24 protein-coding genes and 3 tRNA genes are annotated in these 26,822 nt (G+C 44.7%); 21 read left to right on the top strand and 6 right to left on the bottom strand.

Translation table 11 applies throughout. The annotated features are described in order from the left end of the window. The first annotated feature begins 10 nt into the window (after positions 1 to 10). The gene (gene purR, locus DEF30_RS05300) at positions 11 to 823 is read left to right on the top strand and encodes a pur operon repressor (protein ID WP_294097202.1); all 813 of its coding nucleotides are present in this window, start codon (positions 11 to 13) and stop codon (positions 821 to 823) included. Positions 824 to 894: 71 nt separating this feature from the next. On the opposite strand, the gene uxuA is transcribed toward purR, so the two are convergent. Then, complete coding sequence (gene uxuA, locus DEF30_RS05305) at positions 895 to 1,938, bottom strand: mannonate dehydratase (protein ID WP_294097203.1); 1,044 nt, start codon at positions 1,936 to 1,938, stop codon at positions 895 to 897. A gap of 181 nt (positions 1,939 to 2,119) precedes the next feature. Between uxuA and DEF30_RS05310 the strand changes: the two genes are divergently transcribed. Both DEF30_RS05310 and DEF30_RS05315 read left to right on the top strand, forming a co-directional pair. Further along, complete coding sequence (locus DEF30_RS05310) at positions 2,120 to 3,115, top strand: helix-turn-helix domain-containing protein (protein WP_294097204.1); 996 nt, start codon at positions 2,120 to 2,122, stop codon at positions 3,113 to 3,115. Between the two features lie 96 nt (positions 3,116 to 3,211). Next, positions 3,212 to 5,626 carry a glycoside hydrolase family 2 TIM barrel-domain containing protein gene (locus DEF30_RS05315; RefSeq protein WP_294097206.1) on the top strand — a complete coding sequence of 805 codons (2,415 nt, stop codon included), beginning with the start codon at positions 3,212 to 3,214 and terminating at the stop codon, positions 5,624 to 5,626. A 79-nt stretch (positions 5,627 to 5,705) separates the two neighbouring features. Here DEF30_RS05315 and DEF30_RS05320 read toward each other — a convergent pair whose 3' ends face one another. Further along, positions 5,706 to 6,074, bottom strand: a complete 369-nt coding sequence (locus DEF30_RS05320) for a VOC family protein (protein ID WP_294097208.1) — start codon at positions 6,072 to 6,074, stop codon at positions 5,706 to 5,708. Positions 6,075 to 6,131: 57 nt separating this feature from the next. Continuing rightward, positions 6,132 to 6,950 carry a Cof-type HAD-IIB family hydrolase gene (locus tag DEF30_RS05325; protein ID WP_294097210.1) on the bottom strand — a complete coding sequence of 273 codons (819 nt, stop codon included), beginning with the start codon at positions 6,948 to 6,950 and terminating at the stop codon, positions 6,132 to 6,134. 349 nt (positions 6,951 to 7,299) lie between these two features. Between DEF30_RS05325 and spoVG the strand changes: the two genes are divergently transcribed. The 3 genes from spoVG to DEF30_RS05340 all read left to right on the top strand — a co-directional run bounded on the left by spoVG (position 7,300) and on the right by DEF30_RS05340 (position 10,218). Then, complete coding sequence (spoVG, locus tag DEF30_RS05330; RefSeq protein ID WP_074911685.1) at positions 7,300 to 7,596, top strand: septation regulator SpoVG; 297 nt, start codon at positions 7,300 to 7,302, stop codon at positions 7,594 to 7,596. Between the two features lie 279 nt (positions 7,597 to 7,875). After that, positions 7,876 to 9,249 carry a bifunctional UDP-N-acetylglucosamine diphosphorylase/glucosamine-1-phosphate N-acetyltransferase GlmU gene (gene glmU / locus DEF30_RS05335; protein WP_294097216.1) on the top strand — a complete coding sequence of 458 codons (1,374 nt, stop codon included), beginning with the start codon at positions 7,876 to 7,878 and terminating at the stop codon, positions 9,247 to 9,249. A 12-nt stretch (positions 9,250 to 9,261) separates the two neighbouring features. Then, on the top strand, positions 9,262 to 10,218 hold the full coding sequence (locus tag DEF30_RS05340; protein WP_074911687.1) for a ribose-phosphate diphosphokinase: 957 nt from the start codon (positions 9,262 to 9,264) through the stop codon (positions 10,216 to 10,218). Positions 10,219 to 10,286: 68 nt separating this feature from the next. Here the strand turns inward: DEF30_RS05340 and DEF30_RS05345 are convergent, their stop codons facing one another. Genes DEF30_RS05345 through DEF30_RS05355 form a run of 3 tightly spaced genes read right to left on the bottom strand, consistent with a single transcriptional unit; the run spans position 10,287 to position 13,516 of the window. After that, positions 10,287 to 11,450 carry an ABC transporter permease gene (locus DEF30_RS05345; RefSeq protein WP_294097218.1) on the bottom strand — a complete coding sequence of 388 codons (1,164 nt, stop codon included), beginning with the start codon at positions 11,448 to 11,450 and terminating at the stop codon, positions 10,287 to 10,289. Next, complete coding sequence (locus DEF30_RS05350) at positions 11,437 to 12,567, bottom strand: ABC transporter permease (protein WP_294097220.1); 1,131 nt, start codon at positions 12,565 to 12,567, stop codon at positions 11,437 to 11,439. Before DEF30_RS05350 ends, DEF30_RS05345 begins: the two co-directional genes overlap by 14 nt. Positions 12,568 to 12,583: 16 nt before the next feature. Beyond that, complete coding sequence (locus DEF30_RS05355; RefSeq protein ID WP_294097222.1) at positions 12,584 to 13,516, bottom strand: ABC transporter ATP-binding protein; 933 nt, start codon at positions 13,514 to 13,516, stop codon at positions 12,584 to 12,586. Positions 13,517 to 13,816: 300 nt separating this feature from the next. Here DEF30_RS05355 and DEF30_RS05360 point away from each other — a divergent pair, with 300 nt between their 5' ends. The 15 genes from DEF30_RS05360 (at position 13,817) to DEF30_RS05430 (ending at position 26,716) form a co-directional block, all read left to right on the top strand. Further along, complete coding sequence (locus DEF30_RS05360; protein WP_031574897.1) at positions 13,817 to 14,503, top strand: response regulator transcription factor; 687 nt, start codon at positions 13,817 to 13,819, stop codon at positions 14,501 to 14,503. A 15-nt stretch (positions 14,504 to 14,518) separates the two neighbouring features. Next, positions 14,519 to 15,928, top strand: a complete 1,410-nt coding sequence (locus tag DEF30_RS05365) for a HAMP domain-containing sensor histidine kinase (protein ID WP_294097227.1) — start codon at positions 14,519 to 14,521, stop codon at positions 15,926 to 15,928. An 11-nt stretch (positions 15,929 to 15,939) separates the two neighbouring features. Continuing rightward, positions 15,940 to 17,151: a S1C family serine protease gene (locus DEF30_RS05370; protein ID WP_294097228.1), complete on the top strand. Its 1,212-nt coding sequence runs from the start codon at positions 15,940 to 15,942 to the stop codon at positions 17,149 to 17,151. Positions 17,152 to 17,321: 170 nt separating this feature from the next. After that, the gene (pth, locus tag DEF30_RS05375) at positions 17,322 to 17,888 is read left to right on the top strand and encodes an aminoacyl-tRNA hydrolase (RefSeq protein WP_294097356.1); all 567 of its coding nucleotides are present in this window, start codon (positions 17,322 to 17,324) and stop codon (positions 17,886 to 17,888) included. Between the two features lie 9 nt (positions 17,889 to 17,897). Then, the gene (gene mfd / locus DEF30_RS05380; RefSeq protein WP_294097231.1) at positions 17,898 to 21,413 is read left to right on the top strand and encodes a transcription-repair coupling factor; all 3,516 of its coding nucleotides are present in this window, start codon (positions 17,898 to 17,900) and stop codon (positions 21,411 to 21,413) included. Between the two features lie 116 nt (positions 21,414 to 21,529). Continuing rightward, entirely contained in the window at positions 21,530 to 22,546 is a 1,017-nt protein-coding gene (locus DEF30_RS05385) for a peptidyl-prolyl cis-trans isomerase (protein WP_294097233.1), read from the top strand. 103 nt (positions 22,547 to 22,649) lie between these two features. Then, on the top strand, positions 22,650 to 24,095 hold the full coding sequence (mazG, locus tag DEF30_RS05390) for a nucleoside triphosphate pyrophosphohydrolase (RefSeq protein ID WP_294097235.1): 1,446 nt from the start codon (positions 22,650 to 22,652) through the stop codon (positions 24,093 to 24,095). Between the two features lie 91 nt (positions 24,096 to 24,186). After that, the gene (locus DEF30_RS05395) at positions 24,187 to 24,501 is read left to right on the top strand and encodes an HU family DNA-binding protein (protein ID WP_031574878.1); all 315 of its coding nucleotides are present in this window, start codon (positions 24,187 to 24,189) and stop codon (positions 24,499 to 24,501) included. Between the two features lie 183 nt (positions 24,502 to 24,684). Continuing rightward, positions 24,685 to 24,954 (top strand): RNA-binding S4 domain-containing protein, encoded by a 270-nt coding sequence (locus DEF30_RS05400; RefSeq protein ID WP_031574875.1) that lies wholly within the window; start codon positions 24,685 to 24,687, stop codon positions 24,952 to 24,954. Between the two features lie 29 nt (positions 24,955 to 24,983). Next, entirely contained in the window at positions 24,984 to 25,259 is a 276-nt protein-coding gene (locus DEF30_RS05405; protein ID WP_294097240.1) for a septum formation initiator family protein, read from the top strand. Positions 25,260 to 25,308: 49 nt separating this feature from the next. After that, positions 25,309 to 25,716: a S1 domain-containing RNA-binding protein gene (locus DEF30_RS05410; RefSeq protein ID WP_074911698.1), complete on the top strand. Its 408-nt coding sequence runs from the start codon at positions 25,309 to 25,311 to the stop codon at positions 25,714 to 25,716. Positions 25,717 to 25,855: 139 nt separating this feature from the next. Then, positions 25,856 to 25,932, top strand: a tRNA-Met gene (locus DEF30_RS05415). Positions 25,933 to 25,945: 13 nt separating this feature from the next. Continuing rightward, positions 25,946 to 26,032 (top strand) — tRNA-Leu (locus DEF30_RS05420). Positions 26,033 to 26,045: 13 nt separating this feature from the next. Then, positions 26,046 to 26,121, top strand: a tRNA-Met gene (locus DEF30_RS05425). 124 nt (positions 26,122 to 26,245) lie between these two features. Beyond that, complete coding sequence (locus tag DEF30_RS05430) at positions 26,246 to 26,716, top strand: GyrI-like domain-containing protein (protein WP_294097244.1); 471 nt, start codon at positions 26,246 to 26,248, stop codon at positions 26,714 to 26,716. Positions 26,717 to 26,822 lie beyond the last annotated feature (106 nt).

Genomic DNA, 26,822 nt, shown 5'->3' on the forward strand with positions numbered 1-26,822 from the left:
AGGTCCGTTCATGCAGAAGTATTCGAGGAACAGCCGAATCAGTGCAATCACCAAGATTCTAATCGAAAATCCCAATAAAATTATGAGTCTCAATTATTTTTCAGAAATGCTCAATGCTGCAAAGTCCACCATCAGTGAGGATATTCTTGTGATCCGTGAGATTCTGGAAGCCATGGAAATGGGTAAAGTAGAGACCATTGCAGGGGCAACTGGTGGAGTCCGTTATCTGGCCCGAATGAGCAGAGAAGAGGAAGAGGCCTTTCAAGAGTCCATCTGTGAGACACTGAGGGATAAATCAAGGATTGTTCCTGGTAATTTTCTATACATCACGGACATCATGCTGGACCCTGCCATTGTGCACAAGGCAGGCATCATCCTGGCCTCTAAGTTTGCTAAAGTGAAAGCGGACTATGTGATCACGGTGGAAACCAAGGGAATCCCTCTTGCCTATGAGGTGGCCAGATATTTAGGCGTGCCTCTCATCGTCGCAAGAAAGAACTCCAAAGTGACAGAGGGTACCAGCGTCACCATCAACTACGTGTCCGGTACCACGGGAAGGCTTGGAAACATGGGGCTTGCCAAGAGGACACTGAAGTCCTCCTCCAAGTGTCTTTTCATTGACGACTTCCTGAGAGCTGGAGGCACCGTCCATGGAATCTCGGATCTCTTAAATGAGTTTGACTCAGAGCTGGTGGGCATTGGTGTCCTTGTGGACAACAAGGAAGTAGTCAAGAAGATGCCTACAGGATATGTGTCACTTGTGGATTACAGAGGTGTGGATGAAGAAGGTAACATAAGCGTAGAAGCATCCAAAAGGCCATAATTGAAACATAGAAAATGAAAAGGAGCATTCCGGGTGGAATGCTCCTTTTGTATGGGAAGGGTTTTTAGAGATTACTTCAGTTTATCAAGGGTTTCCCAGATGCCGGTCATATAGGAGGCACCCAGTGCTCTATCGTAGAGGCCGTAGCCTGGACGTCCTGTTTCGCCCCAGATCATTCTTCCGTGGTCTGGTCTCAGATACCCATCGAAGCCGTTTTTATGAAGAGCCTTCATGATGGCTACGATATCCAGAGATCCGCATGTGGAATAATGGGCACTTTCTTCGAAGCTGTCGTCTTCGTAGAGCTTGACGTTACGGATGTGCATGAAGTGGATTCTGCCCATGGCCGCATACTTGTCCACCATAGCCACAACATCATTCTTGTTGCTGGAACCGAAGGATCCAGTACAGAAGGTGAGTCCGTTATATTCGCTGTCCACAAGCTTCAGGAAGCGGTCCAGATTCTCCTCACCAGTAATGATTCTTGGCAGTCCGAAGATGGAGTATGGTGGATCATCCGGATGGATGGCCATTTTGACCCCTGCTTCTTCCGCTACAGGAATGATAGCCTTCAGGAAATACTCCAGGTTTTCGAAGAGTTTCTCTTCATCCACACTCTTATATTTTTCGAAGAGGTCGTTGAGATCCTTCTTGGTGTAGCTTGCATCCCATCCTGGAAGTGAAAGTTCACCAGTGAGGGGATCCATCTTTTCCAGCTGCTTCTTGAAATACACAAGAGCAGTGGAACCGTCTGGAAGAACATAATCCAGCTGTGTTCTGGTCCAATCGAATATCGGCATGAAGTTGTAGCAGATTACTTTCACGCCTGCACTGCCGAGTCTTCTGATGTTTTCTTTGTAGTTTTCGATGAACTTCTCACGGGTGGGAAGTCCCAGCTTGATGTCCTCGTGAACAGGTACGCTCTCAATGACGTCAAAGTGAAGACCATTGTCTTCTGTGGTTTTCTTGAGTTTTTCGATGCTTTCCACAGACCATACTTCGCCTACGGGAACGTCATACACGGCGGTAACAACGCTATACATATTGGGGATTTGTCGGATGTAGCCGATCTTCACCGGATCGTCTTCTCCGTACCATCGGAAAGATAATTTCATTCCATTCAACTCCTGTACATTATTATTTATGGGGTCATGCTGCCAAATGTCTGTCTAAAACTCAGAACACTGTAAATTCCAAGGAGGATTTACAAACTGTTTAAGCTTTATTCATAAACATGAAGTCCATAAGAAATCGCTTTCTTTCTTCCATAGTACCACAAAAAAGAGTTTTCTGAAGATGATGATACTTGCTATGGGACTTGCAAATATTGCTCATTATAGATTAAGATGGAAGTACTACGATAAGGGAGTTAGAATCATGGCGAAGAGAAACAATGATTATTCCACAAGGCAACATATGGAGCGAACGGACTATGAGCTTTTTTACTATAAGCACAAGCAGTTCAAAAACGTCTCTCTGCACCACCATGATTTTTTTGAGGTGTATTATTTTGTCAGCGGTGAGGTGGAGTACCAGATTGAAGGGCGCAACTACCATCTGTTTCCCGGAGATATCATTCTTGTGAATCATAAAGAGCTGCACCAGGCCGTCATCGGACAAACAGAAAAAAACTATGAGCGGTATGTGCTCTGGATCAATAAAGAGTATCTGAAATCCTTGTCCAGCCGTAAAACGGATTTAACAAGATGCTTTCTGGACAAGAACAAGAAAACGCTTCTTCGTATGAGTATGGAAAACCAGCAGCTTCTAAGAGGAATTCTGGATAAGCTCCACGCGGAGGAAACCCATCGGGGGTTTGGGGAGGATTTGCTCCCGAAGGCGCTTCTCATGGAACTGATGGTGGAGTTGAACCGTATGTCCTTTGAGGAAGAGGAGACACTTCCTCCTCAAATCAAGAAAAATCAGCTCATTGATTCTGTCATCAGTTATATCAATGAACATCTGGAGGAAGAAATCTCCATGGATGATCTGGCTTCCCATTTCTATATCAGCAAGTATCATCTTTCCAGGGAATTCAAGAAGTACACAGGAACCACGCTGTACCGTTATGTGGTGCAGAAAAGGCTCATCAAAGCCAAAGGGCTCATCCTGGAAGGCCAGCCCATCACTTCCGTATATGAGAACTGCGGGTTTGGCGATTACTCCAATTTTTTCCGGGCTTTCAAAAATGAATATGGAATCACACCCAAGGAGTTCCTGTCTGTGATGGCAGAACGGGAGAATATAGGACTTCTGGGTACTGTGGAGGACAACAAGGGGCTCTCTTTCTGAGGAAGAGGCCTTTGTTTTACATGAAAACAGAAACCAATGAAAAGATCGGTGAACGATGCTTCACGGAACACAAGGAACATACAGGGAGGAAATCATATGAGAGAGCTGTATCATCTGAATGATGGATGGACATTTTATGGCGAAATCAGAAGTGAGCAGAATTTCCAGGCGGAGAAGGAAAGTCTGAAGAAAGAAAAAATAGATATACCCCATACGGTGAAACTACTTCCCCTTGATTATTTTGATGAGCATTCCTATCAGGGAGTTTATCTTTATGAGAAGACCGTAGACATTCCGGAGCAGTTCATGGGAAAGAAAATCTTTCTGGAGTTTGAAGGAGTCGCCAATATGGCGGTGATCTACATCAATGGGAAGAGGAGTTTCCACAGCGAAAGTCCTTTTGTGCCTTTTGCAAAAGAGATCTCTGGTGAGCTTCGGTTTGGAGAAAAAAACACCATCGAGGTTCTGGTGGACTCTAGAGAGCTTCCCTATATACCACCCTTTGGCAATGTAGTGGATTTTCTGACCTTTGGCGGTATTTACAGAGAAGTTCAACTTCATGTGCTTCCCAGTTATTTCATTGAGGATGTGTTTGCCTTCGGGCAGCAGGTGCTGAAGGAGGAAAAGGACCTTATTATAGAGACCAGGCTTTCTGGAAACCATAAAGGCACTCTTGTCTACAAGCTCTTCGAGGACGAAGAGAAAAGAAGCTTAGGAGAAACCATGAGCTCTGGAATCAGATCTGTGGAGAATCAGAAAATGAGACACACACTGAAGGTGAGAAATACCTCTCTTTGGTCCATGGACACACCGAAGCTTTATCTCGTTCAGGTGTCTCTTCTGGGAGAAGATGGAGATCTTTTAGATGAAAGGATTGTGAGGATCGGATTCCGTGAGGCGCTTTTCAAAGAAGATGGATTCTATCTCAATGGAGAAAAGCTGAAACTGAGAGGGCTGAACCGGCATCAGAGTTATCCTTATGTGGGATACGCCATGCCCAAATCCATGCAGGAGCTGGATGCAGAGATTCTGAAGAAGGACCTTGGTGTCCATCTGGTCAGGACCTCCCATTACCCTCAGTCCAAATGGTTCCTGGATGCCTGTGACAGGTTGGGACTCCTTGTGTTTGAAGAGATCCCAGGATGGCAGCATATAGGAGATGAGCAGTTCAAGGAGATCAGTAAATATAACTTGAAGAGAATGATCAAAAGAGACCGGAATCATCCTTCCATCATCCTTTGGGGTGTGAGAATCAATGAATCCCGGGATGACACCACCTTTTACAGTGAAATGAACAAGATTGCCCATCTTTATGATGAGACGAGACCCACCGGTGGCGTCAGAAATTTCCAGAAGAGCGAGCTTCTTGAAGATGTCTATACCTATAATGATTTTATCCATAATGGGCAGAACCGAGGGCTCAGCGATCCCACGGAGGTTCTCCCCCGTAAGGCTCCGTATCTTGTGACAGAATTCAATGGCCACATGTTTCCCACAAAAACCAGCGATCCTGAGGACAGACGAGTGTCTCATGCGCTGCGCCACAGCAAAGTCCTTTCGGAGATGATGGAAAGCACCAAGATATCCGGAGCCATTGGCTGGTGCATGACGGATTACAACACCCATGGTGATTTTGGCAGCGGAGATCGGATCTGTCATCATGGCGTTCTTAATATGTTCCGTCAGAAGAAGCTGGCAGCCTATGTTTACAGCAGCCAGAAAGAGGATGAGCCGGTTCTCATGGTTTCCTCCTCTATGAACATTGGGGACCATGATGGGGGCAGTCTAGGGACAGTGTATGCATTCACCAACTGTGATTATGTGGAGCTTTATAAGAATGGAAAGTTTGTAAAGAAGTACGGGAAGCAAAAAGGCCAGGGACTGAAGCATCCGCCCATTGTCATGGAGGACTTCATTGGCGGACTTCTCGAGGAAGAGGAGGGATTTTCCAAAAGGGATGCGGAAAGAGTTAAAAAAGTTCTAAAATCCGCCGCAGTCCATGGGCTCAATCTTCCCCTTTTCGACAAGGCAACCATGGGGATGATCCTTCTAAAATACAAGCTGAGCATGGAAGATGCAGTGAGGCTTTTCAGTAAGTACTATGCAGGATGGGGGCAGGAAGGACTTACCTATACCTTTACGGGATATAAAGACGGGAAAGAGGTGAAGACCGTCACAAGAGGGCAAAGAAGAGAGCATAAAATGGTTGTTAAGCCACAGAAAAATATCCTTACAGTGGAAGAAACCTATGATGTGGCCATGATTTCCATACAGCTTCTGGACGAGCATGAAGATGTGCTTTCTTATTCCACTGAACCTGTCCTTCTCAAAACAGAAGGAGCGGTGGAGATTCTTGGACCGAAGCTCTTCTCCCTTTCCGGTGGGCAAGGAGCGTTCTATGTCAGAACCAAGGGCTTAGGAAATGGAGGCAAAGTTTTTCTTCATACGGAGCATTATGGAGATCGGGAGATCGAATTTACCATTGAGTATAAGATGGTAAGAAAGCTATAGACACAAAAAAAGGATTCCTTAGGGTTAAGGAGTCCTTTTGAATTTGATAGGGGAATTACAACAGGCAGAAGCAACTGGACTAGCTCCCCAGCGGCTCCACCAGCTGGATCTTCAGCCCGTTGGGATCCAGAATGTAGAGAAACCGGATGCCGGGATGGGGAGAAAGTGGACCGGAAAGAATTGGAATCCCTTCTCTTTCAAGAAAATGGATCATTTCTTCTAGAGAGGATACGGAAAAACCCAAGGAGAAGTCCTGTCCATAGTTTGGAGAAGGTGCATCAGAAGCTTCAATGAGCTCGATCTTGGTCTCTCCATTTCCAAGGAAGGCAATGTGCATGTGTGGTGAGGGCGAAAACTCCCGTTCAGGTTTTAGCCCCAGAACTTTCGCATAAAATAACATGGATTCTTTCAGATTGATCACGTGGATGGTGGTCCATAGATAAGCCATAGCAGAAGCTCCTTTTTATGTATTTTTATCCTTTACGTGTTTCTTCAGTAAAAACTCTTATAGACAAAATTTCTCAATGGCTTTTGCCACACCAGCCTCATTGTTGGTGGCTGTAATGTATGATGCAGCTTCTTTTACGGCCTGGGAGGCATTTCCCATGGCAATGCCAAGACCGGCAAAGGAAATCATGGGCAGATCATTTTCCTCATCTCCAATGGCCATGACTTCCTCCTGACGGATGCCAAGATGCTCCATGAGCTTCTCAATGCCCACAGCCTTATTCACATCTTTTCTGAAGATCTCCAGGTTGTGCTTGGACGAAGATACCGTCTGCAGCGTTGAATGGTTTTCAAAGACTTTTCGAAGTTTCAGAAGAGCTTCCTGGTCCCCTTTTGAAAAGACGATGGCTTTTAAGATGTTTCCTGTGTCTTTCAGGGACTTTTCCAGATCTTCTGTGACAATCATTTCAATCCGGTCTCCATCTGGCAGCAGTCCGTTGGCTTTCACATACCCATTGCCATCCCCCAGGTCCCCCTCACAAAGAAGTGTGTTCCAAGCATTGAAATGGGCAAAAAGACCAGAGTCTTTCACTGCAGAAATCATGAATGGAAGGTCTGTTGAGTAAATGCTCTGATGGTTCAAAATCTGATCCTTGTACTTCACAAAGGCCCCATTGGAAGCAATGGTGAGGGTAGGAACCCCAAGAAGGCTGCCATAGAGCTTGCCATAATTGAACATTCTTCCGGTGGTGATGGCGATCTGAATGCCTTTCTCATGGGCTTTCTGTATCGCTTTGATATTTTCTTCTGGAATATTTTTATCGTCGTTGTAGAGTGTTCCATCCACATCGATGCATATGAGTTTTATCTTAGTCATGCTTGAAATCTCCTGTAATAGATTGTGGTATGGGTCTATTGTACAAGAAATTCAGTGTGAAATGGGAAAAACCGTGCCTGATAACTTGGCAAAAAGGACGCTCCTTGCTGAGAATCTGTTAATACAGGGATGTTTGTTAGAAAAAACGCAAAAAAAGACAGGGAAATCATGAGATTGGAAATGAAATACCCCCAAGCATCATGGCTTTTCTATAATTTTCGCAATTTTCATTTTCCTGTTGCGTGTGTAATCCATTACAGTTTATAATGAGGTATAATCCTTAAATTCTGAATATTCAAAAACGGATTTCAAGGACAGTAAAGAAAAAGACAAACGAAGGAGGTTCTTTATGAACATTACAGATGTACGAATCAGAAAAATCGCTGCGGACGGCAAAATGAAAGCCATTGTCTCAGTCACCTTTGACAACGAGTTTGTGGTCCATGACATCAAAGTCATCGAAGGCCAGAACGGTCTCTTTATCGCCATGCCATCGAGAAAGACACCTGATGGAGAATTTAAGGATATCGCTCATCCCATCAACACACAAACAAGAGAAGCTCTTCAGTCCTCCATTCTTAAAGAGTATGAGAAGGTAAGACTGGAAGAGGAGCCCATTGTGGATGAACCCATTGCCATCGATTAACCTTTGAAAATAACCCTGCGGGGTTATTTTTCGTTTTCTCTGTTCCTTCGGTAACTTATTGATAATTCATAGGTGATTGTATCTATTTCCTTACTTTTTTAAAGGGATTGCCATTATTTTTGACTACTAATGCATTTATGCTGTGCTTCTTGTGGAATGCCCTGAGATTGGTTGAAATAAACACGAACCTACTCTATAATAAAATAGAAAATGTATGGCTTTTGGTATGATCTGCCAAAAGCTCATTGTCATGTCGGTGAATATAATAAGAGGTGAAGTATGGGTAAATATGCACTTATCCTTGCTGCTGGAGAAGGAAAGAGAATGAAGTCCGAGACTTCAAAAGTTCTTCATAAGGTCTGCGGCAAGGAAATGGTCAATCACGTGATTGACATCATGAGAAATGCAGGATTTGAGGATGTCAATGTCATCGTTGGCAGAAGCAAAGAGCAGGTGATGGACAAAACCTCCTCTAGAAATGTGAGCTACTCTGTTCAGGAAGAGCAGCTTGGAACAGGACATGCTGTGCTGTGCGCAAAGGAGTTTCTTCAGGATAAAGAAGGAACTGTTGCCATATTCACAGGAGATGCGCCACTGGTTCGGGAAGAGACGGTAAAGGAAATGCTGAAAAGCCACGAAGAGGGAGGCTACAGCGCGACCCTTCTGACGTCTGTGATTGAGAATCCATCAGGCTACGGTAGAATCCAGCGTTCAGGAAATGACGTGGAGAAGATCATAGAGCATAAGGACTGCAGCGAGGAAGAGCTGAAGCTTAAAGAAATCAATGCAGGCATGTATCTTTTTGATGCCAAAGAGCTTCAGGAAGCTCTTCTACTTCTTAAGAATGACAATGCCCAAGGGGAATACTACCTGACAGATGTCATTGAGATCATGAAAGGAAAGAATCTGAAAGTTGGCGCGGTCATCACGGAGTTTGATGAAACACGAGGCGTGAACTCCAGAGCTCAGCTTGCAGAAGCGGAAGCCATCCTGAGAAAGAGAATCAATGAGTTCCATATGGAAAATGGGGTAACCCTCATCGATCCCCTGACAACCTACATTGGTGCGGATGTTGTCATAGGAAATGACACCATCATTTATCCCAATAACACACTGGAAGGGAAGACCGTCCTTGGCAAAGGAGTTCTTCTTCATCCAAACAACCGCATTGAGGATTCAGTGATTGAAGATGAGGTGACCATTGCCTCTTCTGTGATTCTGTGTTCCAAAGTGGGAAAGAAAACTACAGTAGGGCCATTCGCCTATATCAGACCGGATTCCGTCATAGGAGAGCACGTCAAGGTCGGAGATTTTGTGGAGATCAAGAAATCTACCATCGGCAATGGAACGAAGATTTCCCACCTGACCTATATTGGTGATGCAGAGGTAGGAGAACATGTGAACTTCGGCTGTGGCACCGTTGTGGTGAACTATGACGGCAAGAACAAATATAAGACTGTAGTGGAAGACCATGCGTTTATCGGATGCAACACAAACCTTGTGGCTCCTGTGACGGTGCATGAAGGTGCATTTACAGCTGCCGGTTCCACCATCACAGAGAATGTCCCCAAAGAAGGCCTGGGTATTGCAAGAGCAAAACAGGTCAACAAAGAAGGCTGGGTTCAAAAAAGAAAAGAAAGCGGTAAATATTAGGAGGATAAAAGAATGTTAAAGCAGTACAGCAATTTCAAGGTGTTTGCAGGGAGCTCCCATCCAGAGCTTGCCAAGCAGATTGCAGATATCCTGGGGGTAAAACTTGGAGACAACAAGGTAGGCACTTTCTCCGATGGTGAGATTTTCGTGGAAACCAATGAAACCGTTCGAGGATGCGATGTATTTATCGTTCAATCCACCAACAATCCTGTGAATGATAATCTCATGGAACTTCTCATCATGATTGATGCCTTCAAGAGAGCGTCCGCTGGAAGAATCAATGCAGTGGTTCCTTACTACGGCTATGCAAGACAAGACCGTAAGGCAAAGTCCAGAGATCCAATTACCGCAAAGCTTGTTGCAGACCTTCTGACCACAGCAGGTGCAGACCGGGTGCTGACCATGGACCTTCATGCGGCACAGATTCAAGGGTATTTTAATATTCCTCTGGATCATCTGCTGGGTATGCCAATCATTGCTGATTACTTCATCAAGAAAGGATTTATGGAAAATCCTGATGTTGTCATCGTCTCTCCAGACCTGGGCTCTGTTACAAGAACCAGAAAACTTGCAGAAAGACTGCATGCGCCTATGGCCATCATCGACAAGAGAAGACCCAAGGCCAATGTATCTGAAATCATGAACATCATTGGAGACATCAAGGGCAAAACCTGTATCCTCATTGATGATATGATCGATACCGCAGGAACCATCTCCAATGCGGCCAACGCGCTGATGGACCTTGGCGCTGTGGAAGTATATGCTGCCTGCACCCACGGGGTACTTTCCGGACCTGCCATTGACAGAATCAACCAGAGTGCCATCAAGGAACTGGTGATGCTGGATACCATCGCACAGCCAAAGAGAGATGACATGGAAAAATTCACCTGTCTGTCTGTAGCTCCACTATTTGCAGAGGCCATCAAGAGAATCACCGATGATGTGCCACTGTCCAAACTGTTTGATTAAGAAACAAAATTTATAAATAAAAGCCCCTTGCTCGTAGGATGCAAGGGGTTTTTTGTCGGGGTTCCACTTTAGTCTGATACTTTTGTCTTGCGCCTTTGTCCGAAATAGAAAGCAAGAAGGAAGAAAGCGATGCCAAAAGCAAAAAGAATCAGCATATTGGTATAAATCTTCTCATTCATGGTGTTTCCGAGGGTCGCGATGAGTTCATTGGCGGTGACATAATAGTAGGTTGGCGTGACCCTTGCCAAGGTGAGCACACCTTCGCCAAGAAGCGCCTGAGGCACAAACACTCCGCTGATGAATGAAGGTCCTAGAGAAACCACATTGCTGACAGCGGTAATGGCATTTCTGCTTTTCAGCAGGGTACCCACAAGAAAGCTCATCCCCATAGAAGTAAAGGCCAGGATGAAGGAGTTCCCTATGTGCAGCAGTGTTTTGTCATCCAGCACGGCATTTCTGTTCACCAGAAAGTAAAAAACATTGAGAAGCACAAAGGTCAGGAGCGTAAAGACCCCTAAAGACAGCACTTTCTGGAGCTGTATGGAAGACTTTCTTAAAGGAGAGACTTCTGTACGCCTTCGCAGAGGAAGATCACGCCAAAGAAGCATGATGATGCTGGTGCCTAGGACCAGGATCGATACCATGGAATAGGACATGTAGTTATAGTAAAATCTCGTATAGCTGCTGGGCTTTTCTCCACCATAGGTTTCCACCTGTACGGGGGTTTTCAATGAAAGTGTGGCTTTTGTCTTTTCCAGCACATCCGAAAGAGAGGCATCCGGAAGGCTTTCTCTATAGACTCTTGCGGTGTTGAAAAAATTCTCTATGGAAAGATCCGTGTAGATGTTCGTGATGGCATCTGGCAGTGTCTCTTTTACAATGGGGAGAGGTTCTCCATTTAGAAAACTATCCGTGAACCCTTCCGGGATTCTGATGACGTAGGTGACAATGCGAAAATACAGGGCATCTGCTAGAGTCTTTTCCTCATCCTTCACCGTTACTAGATAGGCATTCTCTTTTAGATACTCTTCAAAACTCCTTGTCAGAGGGGTATCCTCTTCCAGAAAGAGAGCCACTGGGGTTTTTACGGTTTCAAAGGAAGCATACTCTGCTTCCTGCTCTGAGGAGTTTGAGGCAAAGAGCAAGGAAAGACCCAGGAAAATGCCAAGATAGATGAGGATGGAAGGCGCATTTCTCTTTAATACTTTCATGCTGACGTTAAATACTTGCATAGCGGCGCCTCCTTAAAGATAGATAAGTGCCCAGTCCAAAGACGACGGTCATCACAAGAAGAAGGGCGAGGTTCTGGAAGTATCTGCCCATGTCTGTGAAATAGTAAAGAGAGTAGAAAGAATCCGTGATGAGGTTTACTGGATTCAGGTAGGCAAGCACCGGGACTTTATCATAAACGATGTATTTCATCTGAGCATACATCATGCCAGCCAGGAAAGAGCCCCCCATGGTCACAGCCACAATGACTGCAGCTTTTATGTTCTCATTTTTCTTCACGAGACTGCTGATGAAGGAGCCAAAAGTGATGCCTGTGAGGGTGCCGGCAAAGGCTGTAAGCACAATGTAAAAAGCCCGTTCTCCAAAGTCGATGCCGAGGACGTAGGAGAGAAACAGGAGCAAAATGGACGTGTTCACAAGAAGCACCGTATAGGACGCCAGGGAGCTGGCCGCAAAAGCCTTGAGCTTGTGTACAGGAGCCACCTGGATTCTTGCTGCCCGCATGCTGATGTTTGCCTCGATGTCTGTGATTTCATCGCTGCCGAAGAATGCGCCGTACATACAAGCCATGGCGATGAGGGAATAGAAATAATTGAGGATCTGACTGGGTGGCGCTGTGCTCTTTTCTTTTTCAATGGTATAGGTCACGGACTCTCCCAAAGCTTTCACGAAGCTCTCCATGGATTCAGGGTTTACCATAGAGATGCTTTTGATCATCGAGAAGCGCTGGTTCACCTGGTCCAGGAAAAGACGCAGGATATTCTGGGAGAGGCCGGAGGTTTTTACGGTCATGGCGATGGGATCCCCCGCCAGAAAATAACCGTAGATGTCTCCACTTCCAAGGAGTGCTTCTGCTTCTTCCAAGGATACCTCGCGGTATGTCAAAAGGGGCTCCTGGCCACTGGAAACTTCCTTTAGAACCTCTTGAAAGAAGCTGTTTTCCTGGTAGGCAGCGTCCGCCACTACGGCGGTAGCGATGGGGTCAAAGGCTTCTGCACGGTCCAGGTTCTGGAAGGCCAGATGGAAAAACACAGAGAGGAGAATGGGGAAAGCAAGGGTCCAGAAAATCATCTCCTTTGTCCGGAGAAGCTTTTTCAGCCTGTATTTATAAACATGCATAAACATTTCCATCACCTCAATCCCGGAGTTCTTTTCCGGTGATTTCCAGGAACACGTCGTTTAGAGTGGGCATCTCTGAATGGATATTGTTGTAGGGAATCTGCTCTGCTTTTAAAAATGCCAGAATGCTCTCTAGTGTTCCATTTTCCTCAGAGGCCCTTAGGGTGACAAAGCTTCCGCTTTTCTTCACTTCCGTCACATGAGGCAGAGAGGAGAGGTTTCGCAGCTGCTCGTCATCTATGGTAGAAGCATCGAAGGAAATCTTACTGCCCAGATGGATCATGGATTTCAGTTCTTCCTTGGTACCTGTGGCAATGGCTTCCCCTTTATCGATGATCATGATTCTGGAACAGATGGTTTCCACCTCCTCCATATAGTGGGAGGTGTAGACGATGGTGGAGCCTTCCTTGTTCAGTTTTAAAATCCCTTCCAGGATACTGTTTCTGCTTTGAGGGTCTACAGCCACGGTGGGTTCATCCAGAAAAATGAGCTTTGGCTTATGGGCGATACCACAGGCGATGTTCAGCCTCCGGAGAAGTCCCCCGGAAAGTTTTTTTGGCAAAAACTTTCTGAACTCCTGAAGTCCTGTGAAGTCCAGTGCCTCTTCCACCAGTTTTTTTCTTTCTGCTTTATCCGAGACATAAAGACCGCAGAAGTAATCGATATTCTCGTACACAGTGAGTTCGTGGAAAACCGCCACTTCCTGCATGACAACGCCGATGTCCTTTTTAAGATCATAAGCATCGGGCTGCATCTCCTTGCCAAAGATCCGGATGCTCCCTTCCTCAAAATCTAAAAGAGACAGCATACAGTTGATGGCTGTTGTTTTTCCGCTGCCGTTGGGGCCGAGAAGTCCAAAGACTTCCCCCTCTTCGATATGAAAAGAGAGGCTATTTACGGCCACAAGAGGACCGTAGCTTTTTTTCAGATTGGACACTTCAATTATCATTAGGCTCACCTCAGTCTGTTAATTTTTCAACTATTATATCGTATTCATGTGTATTCCACATTAAAAACAGGTAAAAATATGCAAAAATCAGAACATGGATATCCTCATGAACCGGATGTTCATGACAGTGATAAAGGATGCCCCTTGAATGTTAATACATTAGAATAAGTATAATCTGTTAATATTCAGGGGGATAACGTGAAATAATTATGAAGAGCGAGATTTTAAGCCCTTTTTATACTATCATAGAGTTAGATTGATTCACATGAGCTGAATCTAAAGGAGAAAGGGGAATGTAACATGGAAGGTAAAATTGGTAAAATTCTGGTAGTCGATGACGATGAGAACATCAGCGAAGTCCTTAAAATGTATCTCCAAAGCTCAGGATATGATATCCGTGTAGCAGCAGATGGAAAAGCAGCCCAGGAAGTGTTTGTGGATTACAAACCGGATCTGGTGCTTCTGGATATCATGCTGCCCTATATAGATGGTGTGGATGTTCTAAAATGGATTAGAAAAGACTATGACACTCCAGTGATTATGCTTACGGCTAAGGGAGACACCTTTGACAAGGTTCTGGGCCTTGAACTGGGAGCGGATGACTATATGGTGAAGCCCTTTGAGCCAAAGGAAGTTGTGGCCAGAGTAAAAGCGGTCATGAGAAGATTCAACACAGACGGCGGCGGAAAAGAAGTGCTCAATTTCCCGGAACTGAACATCGATGTCAATTCCTACAATGTGGTCTATAAAGGCCAGGATGTGAAAATGCCACCGAAGGAGTTCGAGCTGCTTTATCATCTGGCTTCCAATAAGAACCGTGTATTTACCAGAGAGCAGCTTCTCTGTGAGGTATGGGGATATGACTATCCAGGAGATTCCAGAACAGTGGACGTGCACATCAAGCGTCTTCGTGAGAAGCTTCACGGTGGACCGAACTGGCAGCTGGAGACCGTATGGGGCGTTGGCTATAAGTTTGAAGTCAAATAGTAGGGAGTAATAACTATGAAAAACAGTTCTCTTGTAACAAAACTCGTTGCAACCTTTGCCATGGTTGTAACTGTAGGGTATGTTCTGATAGCTGTTGTTCTTTCACTATGGTTCCAAAATTATTTTCTGGAAAAGAACAGGGCGGACCTGGAGGAGACAGCAATTCTTGCCTCTTCCAGTGTCCCTTTATATCTTAATAAGGAAATTGATGATACGGAGCTCATGCGAAACCTGTCTCTCGTGAAAGGTGTTGAAAAAGGGGATATTCTCCTGGTGGACGCTTCCGGGTATATTTTCTTTGTGACCAATGAGGCTTATGAAAGTCTCATGTTCACAAGATTCAGTTTTCCTGACAGGGACCGGCTGGTAGAGGGCAATTCTATTGAAATCAATGGGGAGATGAACCCCGTCACAAAAGAGGAGATGTCTCTTTATATCAAGCCTATTCAGAACAATGGCGTTTATCAGGGAGCGATTGTGGTGTATACACCCTTGAAGTCCATAGAAGCACCTCTACGTGAGATTTATCTCAGAATTTGGAGTATCACAGCGTTTGCTGTGATTTTGTCAATTATATTCATTTATTATCTTGCCCAAAGGATGCTGTTCAGGCCTCTGGCAGAGCTGAACACCATCGCCAGGAAGATTTCAAAGGGTGAAGTGACGCAAAGAGTTCTTGTGACTTCTTCTGATGAAATCGGCCAGCTTTCAGAATCGTTCAATTCCATGGCGGAGTCTCTCGAGGAAACGGATAAGAACCGTCGTGACTTCCTGTCCAATATATCCCATGAGCTGAGATCTCCTATCACATCTATCCGTGGGTTCATCGCAGGGATTCTGGATGGAATCATCCCCATGGACAAGGAGAAGTATTACCTGAAGATTGTCTATGATGAGATCCAGAGGCTCACACGTCTTGTGAATGATCTTCTTGATCTTTCAGCCATGGAATCGGGAAAATTCTCTTTCAAGCTGACAGAGCTGGACATCAATGAGATTGTGAAGGTGTGCATCACCCGGTTTGAAACAAAGATTGATGATAAGGCGCTTAAAGTGAATGTCACCCTGGAGGGAGACCACCTTTATGCCGCCGGGGATAGAGACCGCCTCATCCAAGTCATGACGAACCTTATTGACAACTCCATCAAGCATTGCCCGGATAATGGGAACATCAGAGTTCAGACCAGGACCAAAGGAAAGAAGGTCCTTGTCAGTGTCTATAATGATGGAAATGCCATTCCGGACCACGATATCAAAAATATCTGGGACCGATTCTACAAAGGGGATAAATCCAGGACCAATAAAGTGTCCACAGGACTTGGACTTCCTATTGTCAGAAACATCATCACGCAGTTTGGTGAAGATATCTGGGTGGAGAACAAACAGCAAGGGGTTCAGTTCACATTTACCCTCAGCATGACCTAGGAGTGTAAAACATGGAAGATAAAAACAATCTGGACAGAGACAATAAAATAGAGAATAACGGACAGAAGGACCATGCGAAATCTGGAGAGATCCGGTACCGTTTGGACCAGAAATCAAGAATCAAGAATGGAGCCTTCCAACTGATTACGCTGTTCATTGTGGTCATTGTGACCTCAGTGACCACAGCAACCTATGTGTCCAGAAAAATTCAGGAGAATCCTCTGGTCATTGATGACAACAGCAATTTTTCCCAGATGATCCGTAAGTCCCTGGATAATTTTGGGAATGCCTTTTACGACCGAACCCGGATCAGGGAGATCTACAAGGAAGTGTCCCTTTCCTTGGTTGGTGTAGCCAATAATCCGGAGCTCTTCTACGGAGACAGTTATGAAGGCGTCTATACGGGCGTTGTGATGAACTCTGAAGGATACATACTTGTGCCCTATGATGTGACAAATCTGACGGATTCAGAAATTTTTATCAGAACAGACCGTGACAATGACAGAATCTATCAGGCTGAGGTTGTCGGGCGAGATACCGCTTCCGGCCTGGCTGTACTTCAGGTGGAAGGGTTAGGTTTAAGACCACCAAAGTTTTCCGATTCCAGTACAGTGAAAGTGGCCCAGTCGGTCATCGCCATGGGCAATCCCTTCGGAGACAGTGATCGGGGGACATTGACCTTTGGTGTGGTGTCCACTGTGAATAAAGCGTATCCCATCCTTTCTTATGACAACCGGGATGTGAAGGTGTTCGGCATCGAAACAGATGCCAAAGTAACGCCGGGCAACAGCGGAGGAGTGCTTCTTAATATGAACGGAGAAGTGGTGGGCTTCAACAGCTTGAGGCTTTCCAGCTCATCCAGAAGCGGTCTTGGCGCAGCCATCACGGCCAATGAGGCAAGAAATATTGCAAGATCCCTCATCAATTCAGGAGAAGACCTGGTTCCCTTCATTGGGGTCTATGGGGACCTTGTTCCTGAAGTGGAAGGGGAAGAGAGCGGATTCTATGTGCAGAGAATTGCACCAGAAGGCACTGCTGACCGTGCGGGTCTAAGACCCACCGACATCATTCTCAGCATAGACAATCTGCCCATCGAAACCAGCACCACCATAGAAGAGTACATCAAAACCAGAAAAGTGGGGGATGTTGTAAAAATCCGTTTCAGAAGGGTTTCAGAAATCATTGAAGTGGAAGCCACCCTATACGGGACCAGTGTGGACTAAAGAGGACGTGAAGTTCTCTTTTTTTTATGGATCTGACTGCTGCAGGTGTTCTACATGGAAGTTCAGATTCCTGGAGTAAGGTTTTTGTAAACAAAAAGTGGATAAAATAGTATAATGTATAGGATATGAAAAAGAACCGTTTTTTAGCGTGATAAAGGAGGAGCTGGGTGATGCATTTGATCGTTGGCCTTGGCAATCCAGGAAAAGAATATGAGAAGACCAGACATAACGCAGGATTTATGGTCCTGGATGAACTGGCTAAGAAGCTGAATGTTCAGTTTGATAAAAATAAATTCAGAGGCAAGGTGGCAGAAGGAAGAATCGGCACAAAGAAAGTGATTCTTCTGAAACCGCAGACTTTTATGAACCTCTCTGGGGAGAGCATCGTGGAAGCGGCTGATTTTTATAAGATTCCCAATGAAGAAGTACTGGTGATTTTTGATGATGTGAGCCTTGATGTGGGGAAACTGAGAATCCGGAAAAAAGGAAGCGCAGGAGGTCATAATGGCATCAAAAGCACCATCCTTCATCTGGCATCAGAAGACTTCCCCAGAATTAAAGTGGGCGTTGGAGCCCCGAAGCATGATCTCGTCCATCATGTGCTCGGAAAGTTTCAGGAGGATGAAGAAGAGAAGATGGAGAAAACCATCTCTGCGGCCGTGGATGCAGTGCATGCTATCCTGGATCATGGGATCGATTCAGCCATCAGTGAGTATAACGGGTTTAGAGCGGAGTAGGTGAATAATGTGAGATTAGAAGGACTAAGACAGAGGCTTTATGAGGATGGTTCGTTCAAAGAGCTCCGTAAAAGTATCAAAGAGAGGAAGTTCCCAGTAGGAGTATTTGGTGTATCAGAGTCCGCAAGGGCTTACCTCATTTCTACACTCTTCGGAAAGGAAAAAGACAGCATTTTCATTTTCACATCCAAGGATATGGATGCGAAGAATCTTTATGAGGATCTTCTTCTTTATGAGAATGAGGTGTATTATTTCCCAGCAAAGGATCTGGTGTTCTATAACATTGATGCCATCTCCGGAGACCTCCGGTGGGAGCGTTTAAAGGTCATGAAAGCGCTCCAGAACGGCAAGAAGAAAATCGTTGTCACCACCATTGATGCGCTGACTGCGAAATATGCGCCCTATGAGTATTTCAGAGCCTATCATTTTTCCTTGGAAAAGGGTATGGAGATTGATCTCAAAGAAGTGGGCAAAAGACTCCAAAGCTCTGGATATGTAAGAGTGGAGCTGGTAGAGGGTAAAGGAGAATATGCACTGAGGGGGGGCATTTTGGATGTCTTCCCACCTGACAGCGCCCAGCCGTACCGTGTGGAGCTTTTTGGAGATGAGATTGATTCTATCAGAACCTTTCATCCGGAAAACCAGAGAAGCATCGAGCAGGTGCCGTCCTTTGAGATCTTTCCAGCAAAAGAGCTCATTCTTACAGAGGAGCGGATGAAAGAAGGAGCGGAGCGTATTGAAAAAGAGTTTCAGGATATCCTGAAGGATAAGAAGAAGCGCAAGGCCTATGACAACGAAGCTTTTGAAAAGCTGAAGAGTCATGTTTCGAGCAATCTGGAATATCTCAAGGAAGGCGTGTTCTTTGAAAACATTGATGCCTATCTGCCCTTCTTTTTTGAAAACCCATCCAGCTTTTTCGATTTCATGGGAGAGGCCAAAATCATTGTGGATGACACAGCGCATTCACTAGGAAAGCTGGAGTCTGTCTATCAGGAGTTTCAGGAGGATTATGATGCATTTCTTCACCGTGGAGAGATTATGCCTTCCCAAGGCAGTCTCATGCTGGAGAAAGACCTGCTCCTGGAGACTTTAAAAAACAAAGACGTGATCACACTGAACCAGTTCCAGAAGACGGAGCGGTTTTTGCCCCCAAGAAGCCTTGTGAATTTCAATCAGATTACCATCTACAATTATCAGGGACAGCTGGATCTTCTCATTGATGACATCAAAGACCGAAAACGAAGAGGATACAAAGTGGTGATCCTTGCGGGTACAAGACCTAGAGGAGAAAGACTTGTAGATATATTGAGAGACAAGGACATTGAGTCTGTCTATAAGGATACTTTAAGCACCCTGGATTATTCTGATGTTATCATAACCTTCGGAAACCAGCTCCGTGGATTTGAGTTTCCAGACATCAGGCTTTCTCTGATTTCGGACAAGGAAGTGTTTGGTGAGGCCAAAAGAAAGAAGCGGAAAGCGCCGAAAAAGGGCAAGGGTCTCACAAAAATCCAGAGCTTCACAGAGCTGAGAAAGGGCGATTACGTGGTTCATGTGAATCATGGCATCGGGGTTTTTCTTGGCATCAAACAGCTGGAGTCCTCGGGTCTTGTCCGGGATTATATAGAAATCTCCTATGACAAGAACGATAAGCTCTTTATCCCGGTGGAGCAGCTGGATATGATCCAGCGCTACATCGGTACAGAAGGAAAACAGCCCAAAATCAATAAGCTGGGTGGCCAGGAGTGGAGCAAAGCCAAAGCCAAGGTAAAACGCTCTGTGGACGAGATTGCGGAAGACCTGGTGAAGCTCTATGCAGAGCGGGAAAAGGTCAAAGGCTATCCGTTCACGCCAGACACTGAATGGCAAAGACAGTTTGAGGATGAGTTTGCTTATGATGAGACAGAAGATCAGCTGCGCTCCTCAGAGGAAATCAAAAGAGATATGGAACGGGAGCGGGTCATGGACCGTCTTCTTTGTGGAGACGTAGGTTATGGAAAAACAGAAGTGGCCATGAGAGCGGCGTTTAAAGCGGTGATGGACTCAAAACAAGTAGCGGTGCTGGTCCCTACCACCATCCTTGCGGAGCAGCATTATCACTCTTTCAGGAACCGTTTTAAGGGGTTCCCCATCAAGATTGATATGATCTCCAGATTTAGGGGTCCAAAAGAGCAGAAGGAAACCATGCGGCGGGTGAAAGAAGGAAATGTGGACATCATCATCGGAACCCATAAGATCCTTTCAAAAGACCTGCAGTTTAAAGACCTGGGTCTTCTCATTGTGGATGAGGAGCAGAGGTTTGGTGTAGCCCATAAAGAAAAGCTGAAATCCGCCAAGAAGAATGTGGACGTCTTGACTTTATCTGCAACACCGATTCCAAGAACGCTTCATATGTCTTTATCCGGAATCCGGGACATTTCTCTGATTGAAACTCCGCCGGAAGAGCGGTATCCCATTCAGACCTATGTGGTGGAGTTCAATGAGCAGCTGGTCCGTGATGCAATCTTAAGAGAAAAGGCCAGAAACGGGCAGGTGTACTTTGTCCACAACAGAGTGGATGACATTCATGTGATGCACAGTTATCTCCAGAAGCTTGTTCCTGAAGTGATATTTGATGTGGCTCATGGTCAGATGAATGAAAGAGAGCTGGAGAATGCCATGAAGAATTTCATGGACGGACATACCGATGTCCTCATCAGCACCACCATCATTGAAACAGGCATGGACATTCAGAACGTCAATACCATCATTGTGGACCATGCGGACAAGCTTGGACTTTCTCAGCTTTACCAGCTCCGTGGAAGAGTAGGCAGAACCAACAGAATCGCTTATGCCTACCTGACCTATAAGAAAGACAAGGTGCTCACAGAAATTGCGGAGAAGCGGCTAAGAGCCCTGAAGGATTTCACAGAACTGGGGTCCGGCTTTAAAATTGCCATGCGGGATCTGGAAATAAGAGGCGCGGGCAATCTCATGGGGAAAGCCCAGCATGGGCAGATGTCTGTGGTGGGGTATGATCTTTATGTGAAAATGCTGGATACCGCCATCAAAATGCTCACAGGGGAGATTCAGGAGGAAAAAGTCGATACCACCATCGACATCCGTGTGGATGCCTATATACCTTCCAGTTATATCAGCGATGAGATGCATAAAATTGAGGTCTACAAAAGAATTGCATCCATGGAGAGTGAAGAAGACTACGAAGACATTAAGGAAGAGCTGCTGGACAGGTTCAGCGACATTCCGGATTCACTCTACAATCTGATGGATATCGCCAGGTTGAAGTTCTATGCCAATAGAGCAGGGGTTCTTGAACTTAAGGACCGCATGAAAGATATCCTGGTGACTTTTGTCAGCTCTGAAAAGCTCACAGAAGAAAAAGTATCACATCTGATGAAAAAATACAGCAAACGTGTGGAGTTTATCAGAAGCACCCCCGGTTTTTCTGTGAAAAACCTGGAAAAAGACCGGGATGAAACCATCATGTTCCTGACAAAAATGATGAAAGAGCTCAGTACGCTCTAAAAGTTGCAAAAGTGGCTTAAAGACTATATAATTATGAAATGTGTCACACCATTGTAACAAAGAAAAGATATGATGAGTCTGGAACTGAAATCGAGAGTAAAAGAGAGGGAAAAAACTTGATCACTTTAAAGAAAAAAGTAGTTACGGTCCTTGCGGCTTCCGTATTGACTGCAGTCCTTGCGGGATGCGGCCTTGTGGAGGAAACACAGGAATCCATTGATGCCACTGTCCTTGCAAAAGTAGGAGATGTGGAGATCACCCAGAAAGATGTGGATACTGAAGCGAAATCCTACATCGACAGCCTGAAGGTACAGTATGGAGAAGAAATTCTCGAACAGGAAGAAGGAAAGCAGGTCATCAAGGATCTGAAGGTGGATATTCTGAACAGTCTTGTGGAGATGAGAATCCTAGACAAGAAGATTGAAGAATCCGGTATGGAGACTGATACAGAAGAGATCACCAAGGCAGTGACAGAAAGAATTGACCAGGTGAAGAAGACCTATGGCGATGATGAAAAGTATCTGGCAGCTCTGGAAGAAGCTGGATTCAATGAAGAGACCTATAAGACTTTTGTGCAGGAAGACATTGTCAGAAGCAAGTACTATGAGAGCATCGTGGCAGACGTGACCGTCTCCGACGAGGACATCGAAAAGTACTATGAGGACAATAAGAAGAACTATGTGACACCAGCAGGTGCCAATATCTATCATATTTACTTCGGTAACGATGATGAAGCTAAGGCTAAGGGCGAAGAAGTTCTGAAGCTCATCAAGGAAGAAGGCAAAGATTTTGCTGAGATGGCAGAAGAGTACGGAAAAGATCTTTCTGCAGAGGCCGGCGGACTTCTTGGATACTATGGCTATGAGAACACAGAGCTTTATGCTGATTTCATGGACCATGTGAAGAAGCTGAAGGAAGATGAAATCTCTGACGTTGTGAAGTCCACAGCTGGATATCACATCATTAAAGTAGATGGCATTCAAGCAGAAGAAGTGCAGAAGCCGCTGGAGGATGTGAAGGAAACCATCACTTCCACACTTACAGCAAACAAAAAGAGCGAGAAGTATCTTTCCACCATGGAAGAATGGAAGAAAGAGCTGAATGTCAAAGTTTATGAGGATAAAATCCGTTAATCGGATCCATGTGCCCGGGAGAAATCCCGGGTTTTTTTCTTTTTTAGTACCCAATCGGGGGCTGTGCTATAATAAAACTAAGTTTAGTAGTTGAGGTGAAATTATGATTCATATTGTTGGTCTCGGACCAGGACAGAGCGATGCACTTACCTTGGGCGCGTTAAAAGCGCTGAAAAGCCATTCGGTATTTCTCAGAACAGAAAAACATCCCACGGTCTCTTTCTTGGTGGAGGAAGGGATTTCCTATGAAGCTTTTGATTCTGTCTATGAAAAATCGGAGACTTTTGATGAGGTGTACAGCACCATAGCAGACCTTCTGAGCAGTAAAGGGGAGAAGGAAACCTTTGTCTATGGAGTTCCTGGGCATCCGCTGGTGGCGGAGAAGTCTGTTCTTCTGCTTATTGAAAAATGCAAAGAGAAAGGCATTCCCTATGAGATCCACCCCGCGGTGAGCTTTGTGGATGCGGTTTTTGAAGCTTTGGAAGTGGATCCCATCAATGGATTCCGCATCGTGGATGCGTTGGGCATTGAAGAAGAGGTGCCGGACTATCACAAAGGTACGCTCATCACTCAGGTGTTTTCTCCATATATCGCCAGTAGGGTGAAGATTGCTCTCAATGCCTATTTGAATGATGAGGATGAAATCATCTATATACGAGCTGCGGGTACGGAGGAGGAAGTCATCAGAAGGATTCCACTTTATGAGCTGGACCGCCAAAGAGATGCGGATGATCTGACCAGTGTTTATGTGCCGCCCATGGAAGGAAGATACAGCTTTTATGACTTCATGAACATTGTGAAAAGGTTACGGGATAAGGATAGCGGATGCCCCTGGGATAAAGAGCAGACCCATGAGTCCTTGAAGCCCTATCTCATTGAGGAGAGCTATGAGGCTTTGGAAGCCATTGATCTTGAAGACTTTGATGCGCTTCGGGAAGAGCTTGGAGATGTGATGCTACAGGTGCTGCTCCACAGTGCCATCTCGGAAGAGGAAGGAGAGTTCAACATTCACGAAGTGATGAAGGTGGTTTCTGAAAAAATGATCTACCGTCATCCTCATGTATTCCAGAAAGACAGGGATATGACTTCAGATGAGGTGCTGATCCAGTGGGAGGCCTTAAAGAAGAAAGAAAAAGGGGAAGAGACTTTAAGTGATTCTCTCCGGGCCATATCTAAATATTATCCAGGCCTGTCCAGAGCTGAAAAAATCCAGAAGAAAGCACGGAAATACGGATTTGACTGGGATGACATCAAAGATGTGTTCCTGAAAGTAGAGGAAGAGCTTCTTGAAATCCGGCAGGCATTGATGGATCAGGATGAGAAACATGTGAAGAAAGAGCTTGGGGATCTGCTGTTTGCGGTGGTGAATCTTGCAAGGTTCCTTCAGGCGGATCCTGAAATCACCATCAATGAAACATCCGATAAATTCATTAGGAGAATTACCCGGATGGAGGAGCTCTTAGAGGCTGATCTGAAGGTCTTTCAGGATCTTTCACTGAAAGAACTGGATGAATACTGGGAAAAAGCAAAAAAAGAAGAAAAATTCTAAAAAAAATGCTTTAAAATAAAGGGTTTCAGAGTTTTCTGTAGAATAATAACTGTAGATTCCATTATTAAACAATATTAAGGAGGAATTTATTGTGAACAAAGCTGAATTAATCGCTGCATTGGCTGAATCTACCAGTTTTACCAAGAAAGACTCTGAGGCTTTCCTGAAGGCTTTTCTTGACACTGTGGTAGGAACTCTTGAGAAGGGTGAAAAAGTTCAACTCGTTGGATTTGGTACCTTCGAAGTAAGAGAAAGAAAAGAAAGAGTTGGAAGAAACCCAAGAACCAAGGAAGAGATTAAGATTCCTGCATCCAAGGTTCCAGTTTTCAAGCCTGGTAAAGACTTCAAGGAAAAAGTAAACGTAGTTCCTAAGAAGAAGAAGGCTGCTCCTAAGAAGAAGAAATAAGTAGTCATGATAGGAAGGGTAGAAGAATTTCTTCTGCCCTCTTATTTTTTTATACTATATAATGGTCTAAGTTACTGAAATATCAAAGTTTTGCTTCACATTAGTTCCATCAAAATATATAATATACACAATGGATGAACTTATAAAAATATTTCAAGCATTGTGACGACTGAGGTGATCATATTGAGACTAGATAAATATCTGAAGGTATCCAGAATTATAAAAAGAAGGACTGTGGCAAAGGAAGCCTGCGACGGAAAAAGAGTATCCATCAACGGTAAGATTGCAAAAGCAGGCACAGAAGTCAAAGAAGGAGACATCATTGAAATTGCGTATAAGGATAAGAGCATCAAAGCAAAGATCCTGAACATTGCAGAACATGTAAGAAAAGACGATGCTTCCAAGATGTACGAAATCCTGGAAGGGGAAGAAGATACAGACGAAGAGGAGTAAAAATCCTTTCCGACGCTAGGAGGATTGCCATGAGATGGGGGAAAGTTCTAATCAGATTGCTTCTGATCCTTTTTGTAGGGGTCATCTCCTTGACTGTGTATAAACAGCAGGTGATGATGGCACACATCAGGGAAAATATGAAAGAAGAATCCGTTAAGCTGGAAAAGGTCATGGAAGAGAATGAAAAACTGGCAAATATAGTGGACAGCATAGGCACTGAAGATTATACTATAAGGAGTGCCAGAACGAGACTTGGTCTTTTGAGACCAGGAGAAGTACCGGTAATTGACTCGTCAGTCAACTGATTGGGTTAGTACATATATTTTTTTAATTTTAAGGAGGATTCTTATTAACATGACCTTAGAGGTAGGAAACATTGTAGAAGGAACTGTCGTAAATATCACGAACTTTGGCGCTTTTATTGATCTGAGCGGTAAAACCGGGCTCGTGCACATATCCGAGGTGGCTGACACCTACGTGAAGGATATCAAAGAATTTATCAAAGAAGGCGACAAGGTACAGGTCAAAGTTTTAGGAATTGACGATAACGGCAAAATCAGCTTATCCATCAAACAGGGTGTCCAGATTGCTCCTAAGAGAAGCAGCAGACCAGCTGAGGTGGAGTGGAGTGCGCCTGAAAAGAAGAAGCCGGCTTCCAACAATTTTGAAGACATCATGTCCAAATTCATGAAGGAAAGTGAAGAAGTGATGTCTGATTACAAAAAGAAACAGGAAGTCAGAACAAAGAGCAGAAGAAGCTAAGTGATGGCTCTCAATACATTTCGCTGAAGACGCTTTAATGCCCAGATTTCTGGGCATTATTTTTTACTTTTGTTGTTGACAAGGCATTTACCATGCTATATAATTAATTTTGTCGCGAAGATAAGGCGGCATCAAATGTGGCGGAATAGCTCAGCTGGCTAGAGCATTCGGTTCATACCCGAAGGGTCGTAGGTTCAAGTCCTATTTCCGCTACCATTTTTATTTATACGCTGGAGTGGCGAAACTGGCAGACGCACAGGACTTAAAATCCTGCGGTGGCGACACCGTACCGGTTCGATTCCGGTCTTCAGCACCAAGTTATTGAATATCGCGGGGTGGAGCAGTTGGCAGCTCGTCGGGCTCATAACCCGAAGGTCGCAGGTTCAAGTCCTGCCCCCGCTACCATTAATTACAGTCTAACGATGTTAGGCTGTTTTTTTCATGTTATGAACATCACTTGACAAAAACTTCACGAAAGTGAAAAGATTTTATGTTAAACTATTTCCGAAAAATGGAAGGAGAGATTAAAATGACAGAAACAAAATATGCCATTGAAGTCAGAGAGCAGCACTTTCAGCCTGTCATGAGTGTCCGAACAATTTCTTCCGTAAGTAAGCTTCCACAGCTCATCGGTGAAACCTATGAAAGAATCATGCTGTTTCTGAAAGAGATGGATGTGAACCCCGCGGGGCCTCCTTTTGTCTGCTACTATAATCTGGATATGGAGCATTTGGATGTGGAGATTGGTTTTCCTGTAGAAGATGTGCTTCCTGGTGAAGGAGATTTGTGCCCTTCAGAGATGGTTCAGGGGAATATGGTGTCCTGTATGTACAAAGGACCCTATGAGAAAATGAGTGCAGTTTATGACGAAATGAATGCCTATATGAGTCTCCATGGGTACAAGGCAAAAGGAATGGCTTATGAGATCTACTATAACTCTCCCATGGATGTGAAGAGTGCAGAAGATTTATTGACAAGAATTGAGCTTCCTATAGAATAAAATATAGCAGATTTATATGATCTAAGAGCTGAAAATACCGATCACGGAAATGATCGGTATTTTTTGAATGTTTTCTCCATTCTTATGTTACAATATCTCTAATAAA

The organism is Proteiniclasticum sp., from assembly GCF_003514505.1.
Classification (GTDB): Bacteria; Bacillota; Clostridia; order Clostridiales; family Clostridiaceae; genus Proteiniclasticum.

Bases quoted from the DNA above. Each gene is read 5' to 3' on its own strand.
- DEF30_RS05355 (WP_294097222.1), bottom strand. From the start codon at position 13,516: ATGATAATTGAAGTGTCCAATCTGAAAAAAAGCTACGGTCCTCTTGTG.
- DEF30_RS05410 (WP_074911698.1), top strand. From the start codon at position 25,309: ATGACCTTAGAGGTAGGAAACATTGTAGAAGGAACTGTCGTAAATATC.
- purR (WP_294097202.1), top strand. From the start codon at position 11: ATGCAGAAGTATTCGAGGAACAGCCGAATCAGTGCAATCACCAAGATT.
- DEF30_RS05350 (WP_294097220.1), bottom strand. From the start codon at position 12,567: ATGCATGTTTATAAATACAGGCTGAAAAAGCTTCTCCGGACAAAGGAG.
- glmU (WP_294097216.1), top strand. From the start codon at position 7,876: ATGGGTAAATATGCACTTATCCTTGCTGCTGGAGAAGGAAAGAGAATG.
- DEF30_RS05360 (WP_031574897.1), top strand. From the start codon at position 13,817: ATGGAAGGTAAAATTGGTAAAATTCTGGTAGTCGATGACGATGAGAAC.
- DEF30_RS05405 (WP_294097240.1), top strand. From the start codon at position 24,984: ATGAGATGGGGGAAAGTTCTAATCAGATTGCTTCTGATCCTTTTTGTA.
- DEF30_RS05345 (WP_294097218.1), bottom strand. From the start codon at position 11,450: ATGCAAGTATTTAACGTCAGCATGAAAGTATTAAAGAGAAATGCGCCT.
- DEF30_RS05310 (WP_294097204.1), top strand. From the start codon at position 2,120: ATGATGATACTTGCTATGGGACTTGCAAATATTGCTCATTATAGATTA.
- DEF30_RS05370 (WP_294097228.1), top strand. From the start codon at position 15,940: ATGGAAGATAAAAACAATCTGGACAGAGACAATAAAATAGAGAATAAC.
- DEF30_RS05430 (WP_294097244.1), top strand. From the start codon at position 26,246: ATGACAGAAACAAAATATGCCATTGAAGTCAGAGAGCAGCACTTTCAG.
- DEF30_RS05340 (WP_074911687.1), top strand. From the start codon at position 9,262: ATGTTAAAGCAGTACAGCAATTTCAAGGTGTTTGCAGGGAGCTCCCAT.
- DEF30_RS05365 (WP_294097227.1), top strand. From the start codon at position 14,519: ATGAAAAACAGTTCTCTTGTAACAAAACTCGTTGCAACCTTTGCCATG.
- spoVG (WP_074911685.1), top strand. From the start codon at position 7,300: ATGAACATTACAGATGTACGAATCAGAAAAATCGCTGCGGACGGCAAA.
- DEF30_RS05325 (WP_294097210.1), bottom strand. From the start codon at position 6,950: ATGACTAAGATAAAACTCATATGCATCGATGTGGATGGAACACTCTAC.
- DEF30_RS05315 (WP_294097206.1), top strand. From the start codon at position 3,212: ATGAGAGAGCTGTATCATCTGAATGATGGATGGACATTTTATGGCGAA.
- DEF30_RS05320 (WP_294097208.1), bottom strand. From the start codon at position 6,074: ATGGCTTATCTATGGACCACCATCCACGTGATCAATCTGAAAGAATCC.
- pth (WP_294097356.1), top strand. From the start codon at position 17,322: ATGCATTTGATCGTTGGCCTTGGCAATCCAGGAAAAGAATATGAGAAG.
- uxuA (WP_294097203.1), bottom strand. From the start codon at position 1,938: ATGAAATTATCTTTCCGATGGTACGGAGAAGACGATCCGGTGAAGATC.
- mazG (WP_294097235.1), top strand. From the start codon at position 22,650: ATGATTCATATTGTTGGTCTCGGACCAGGACAGAGCGATGCACTTACC.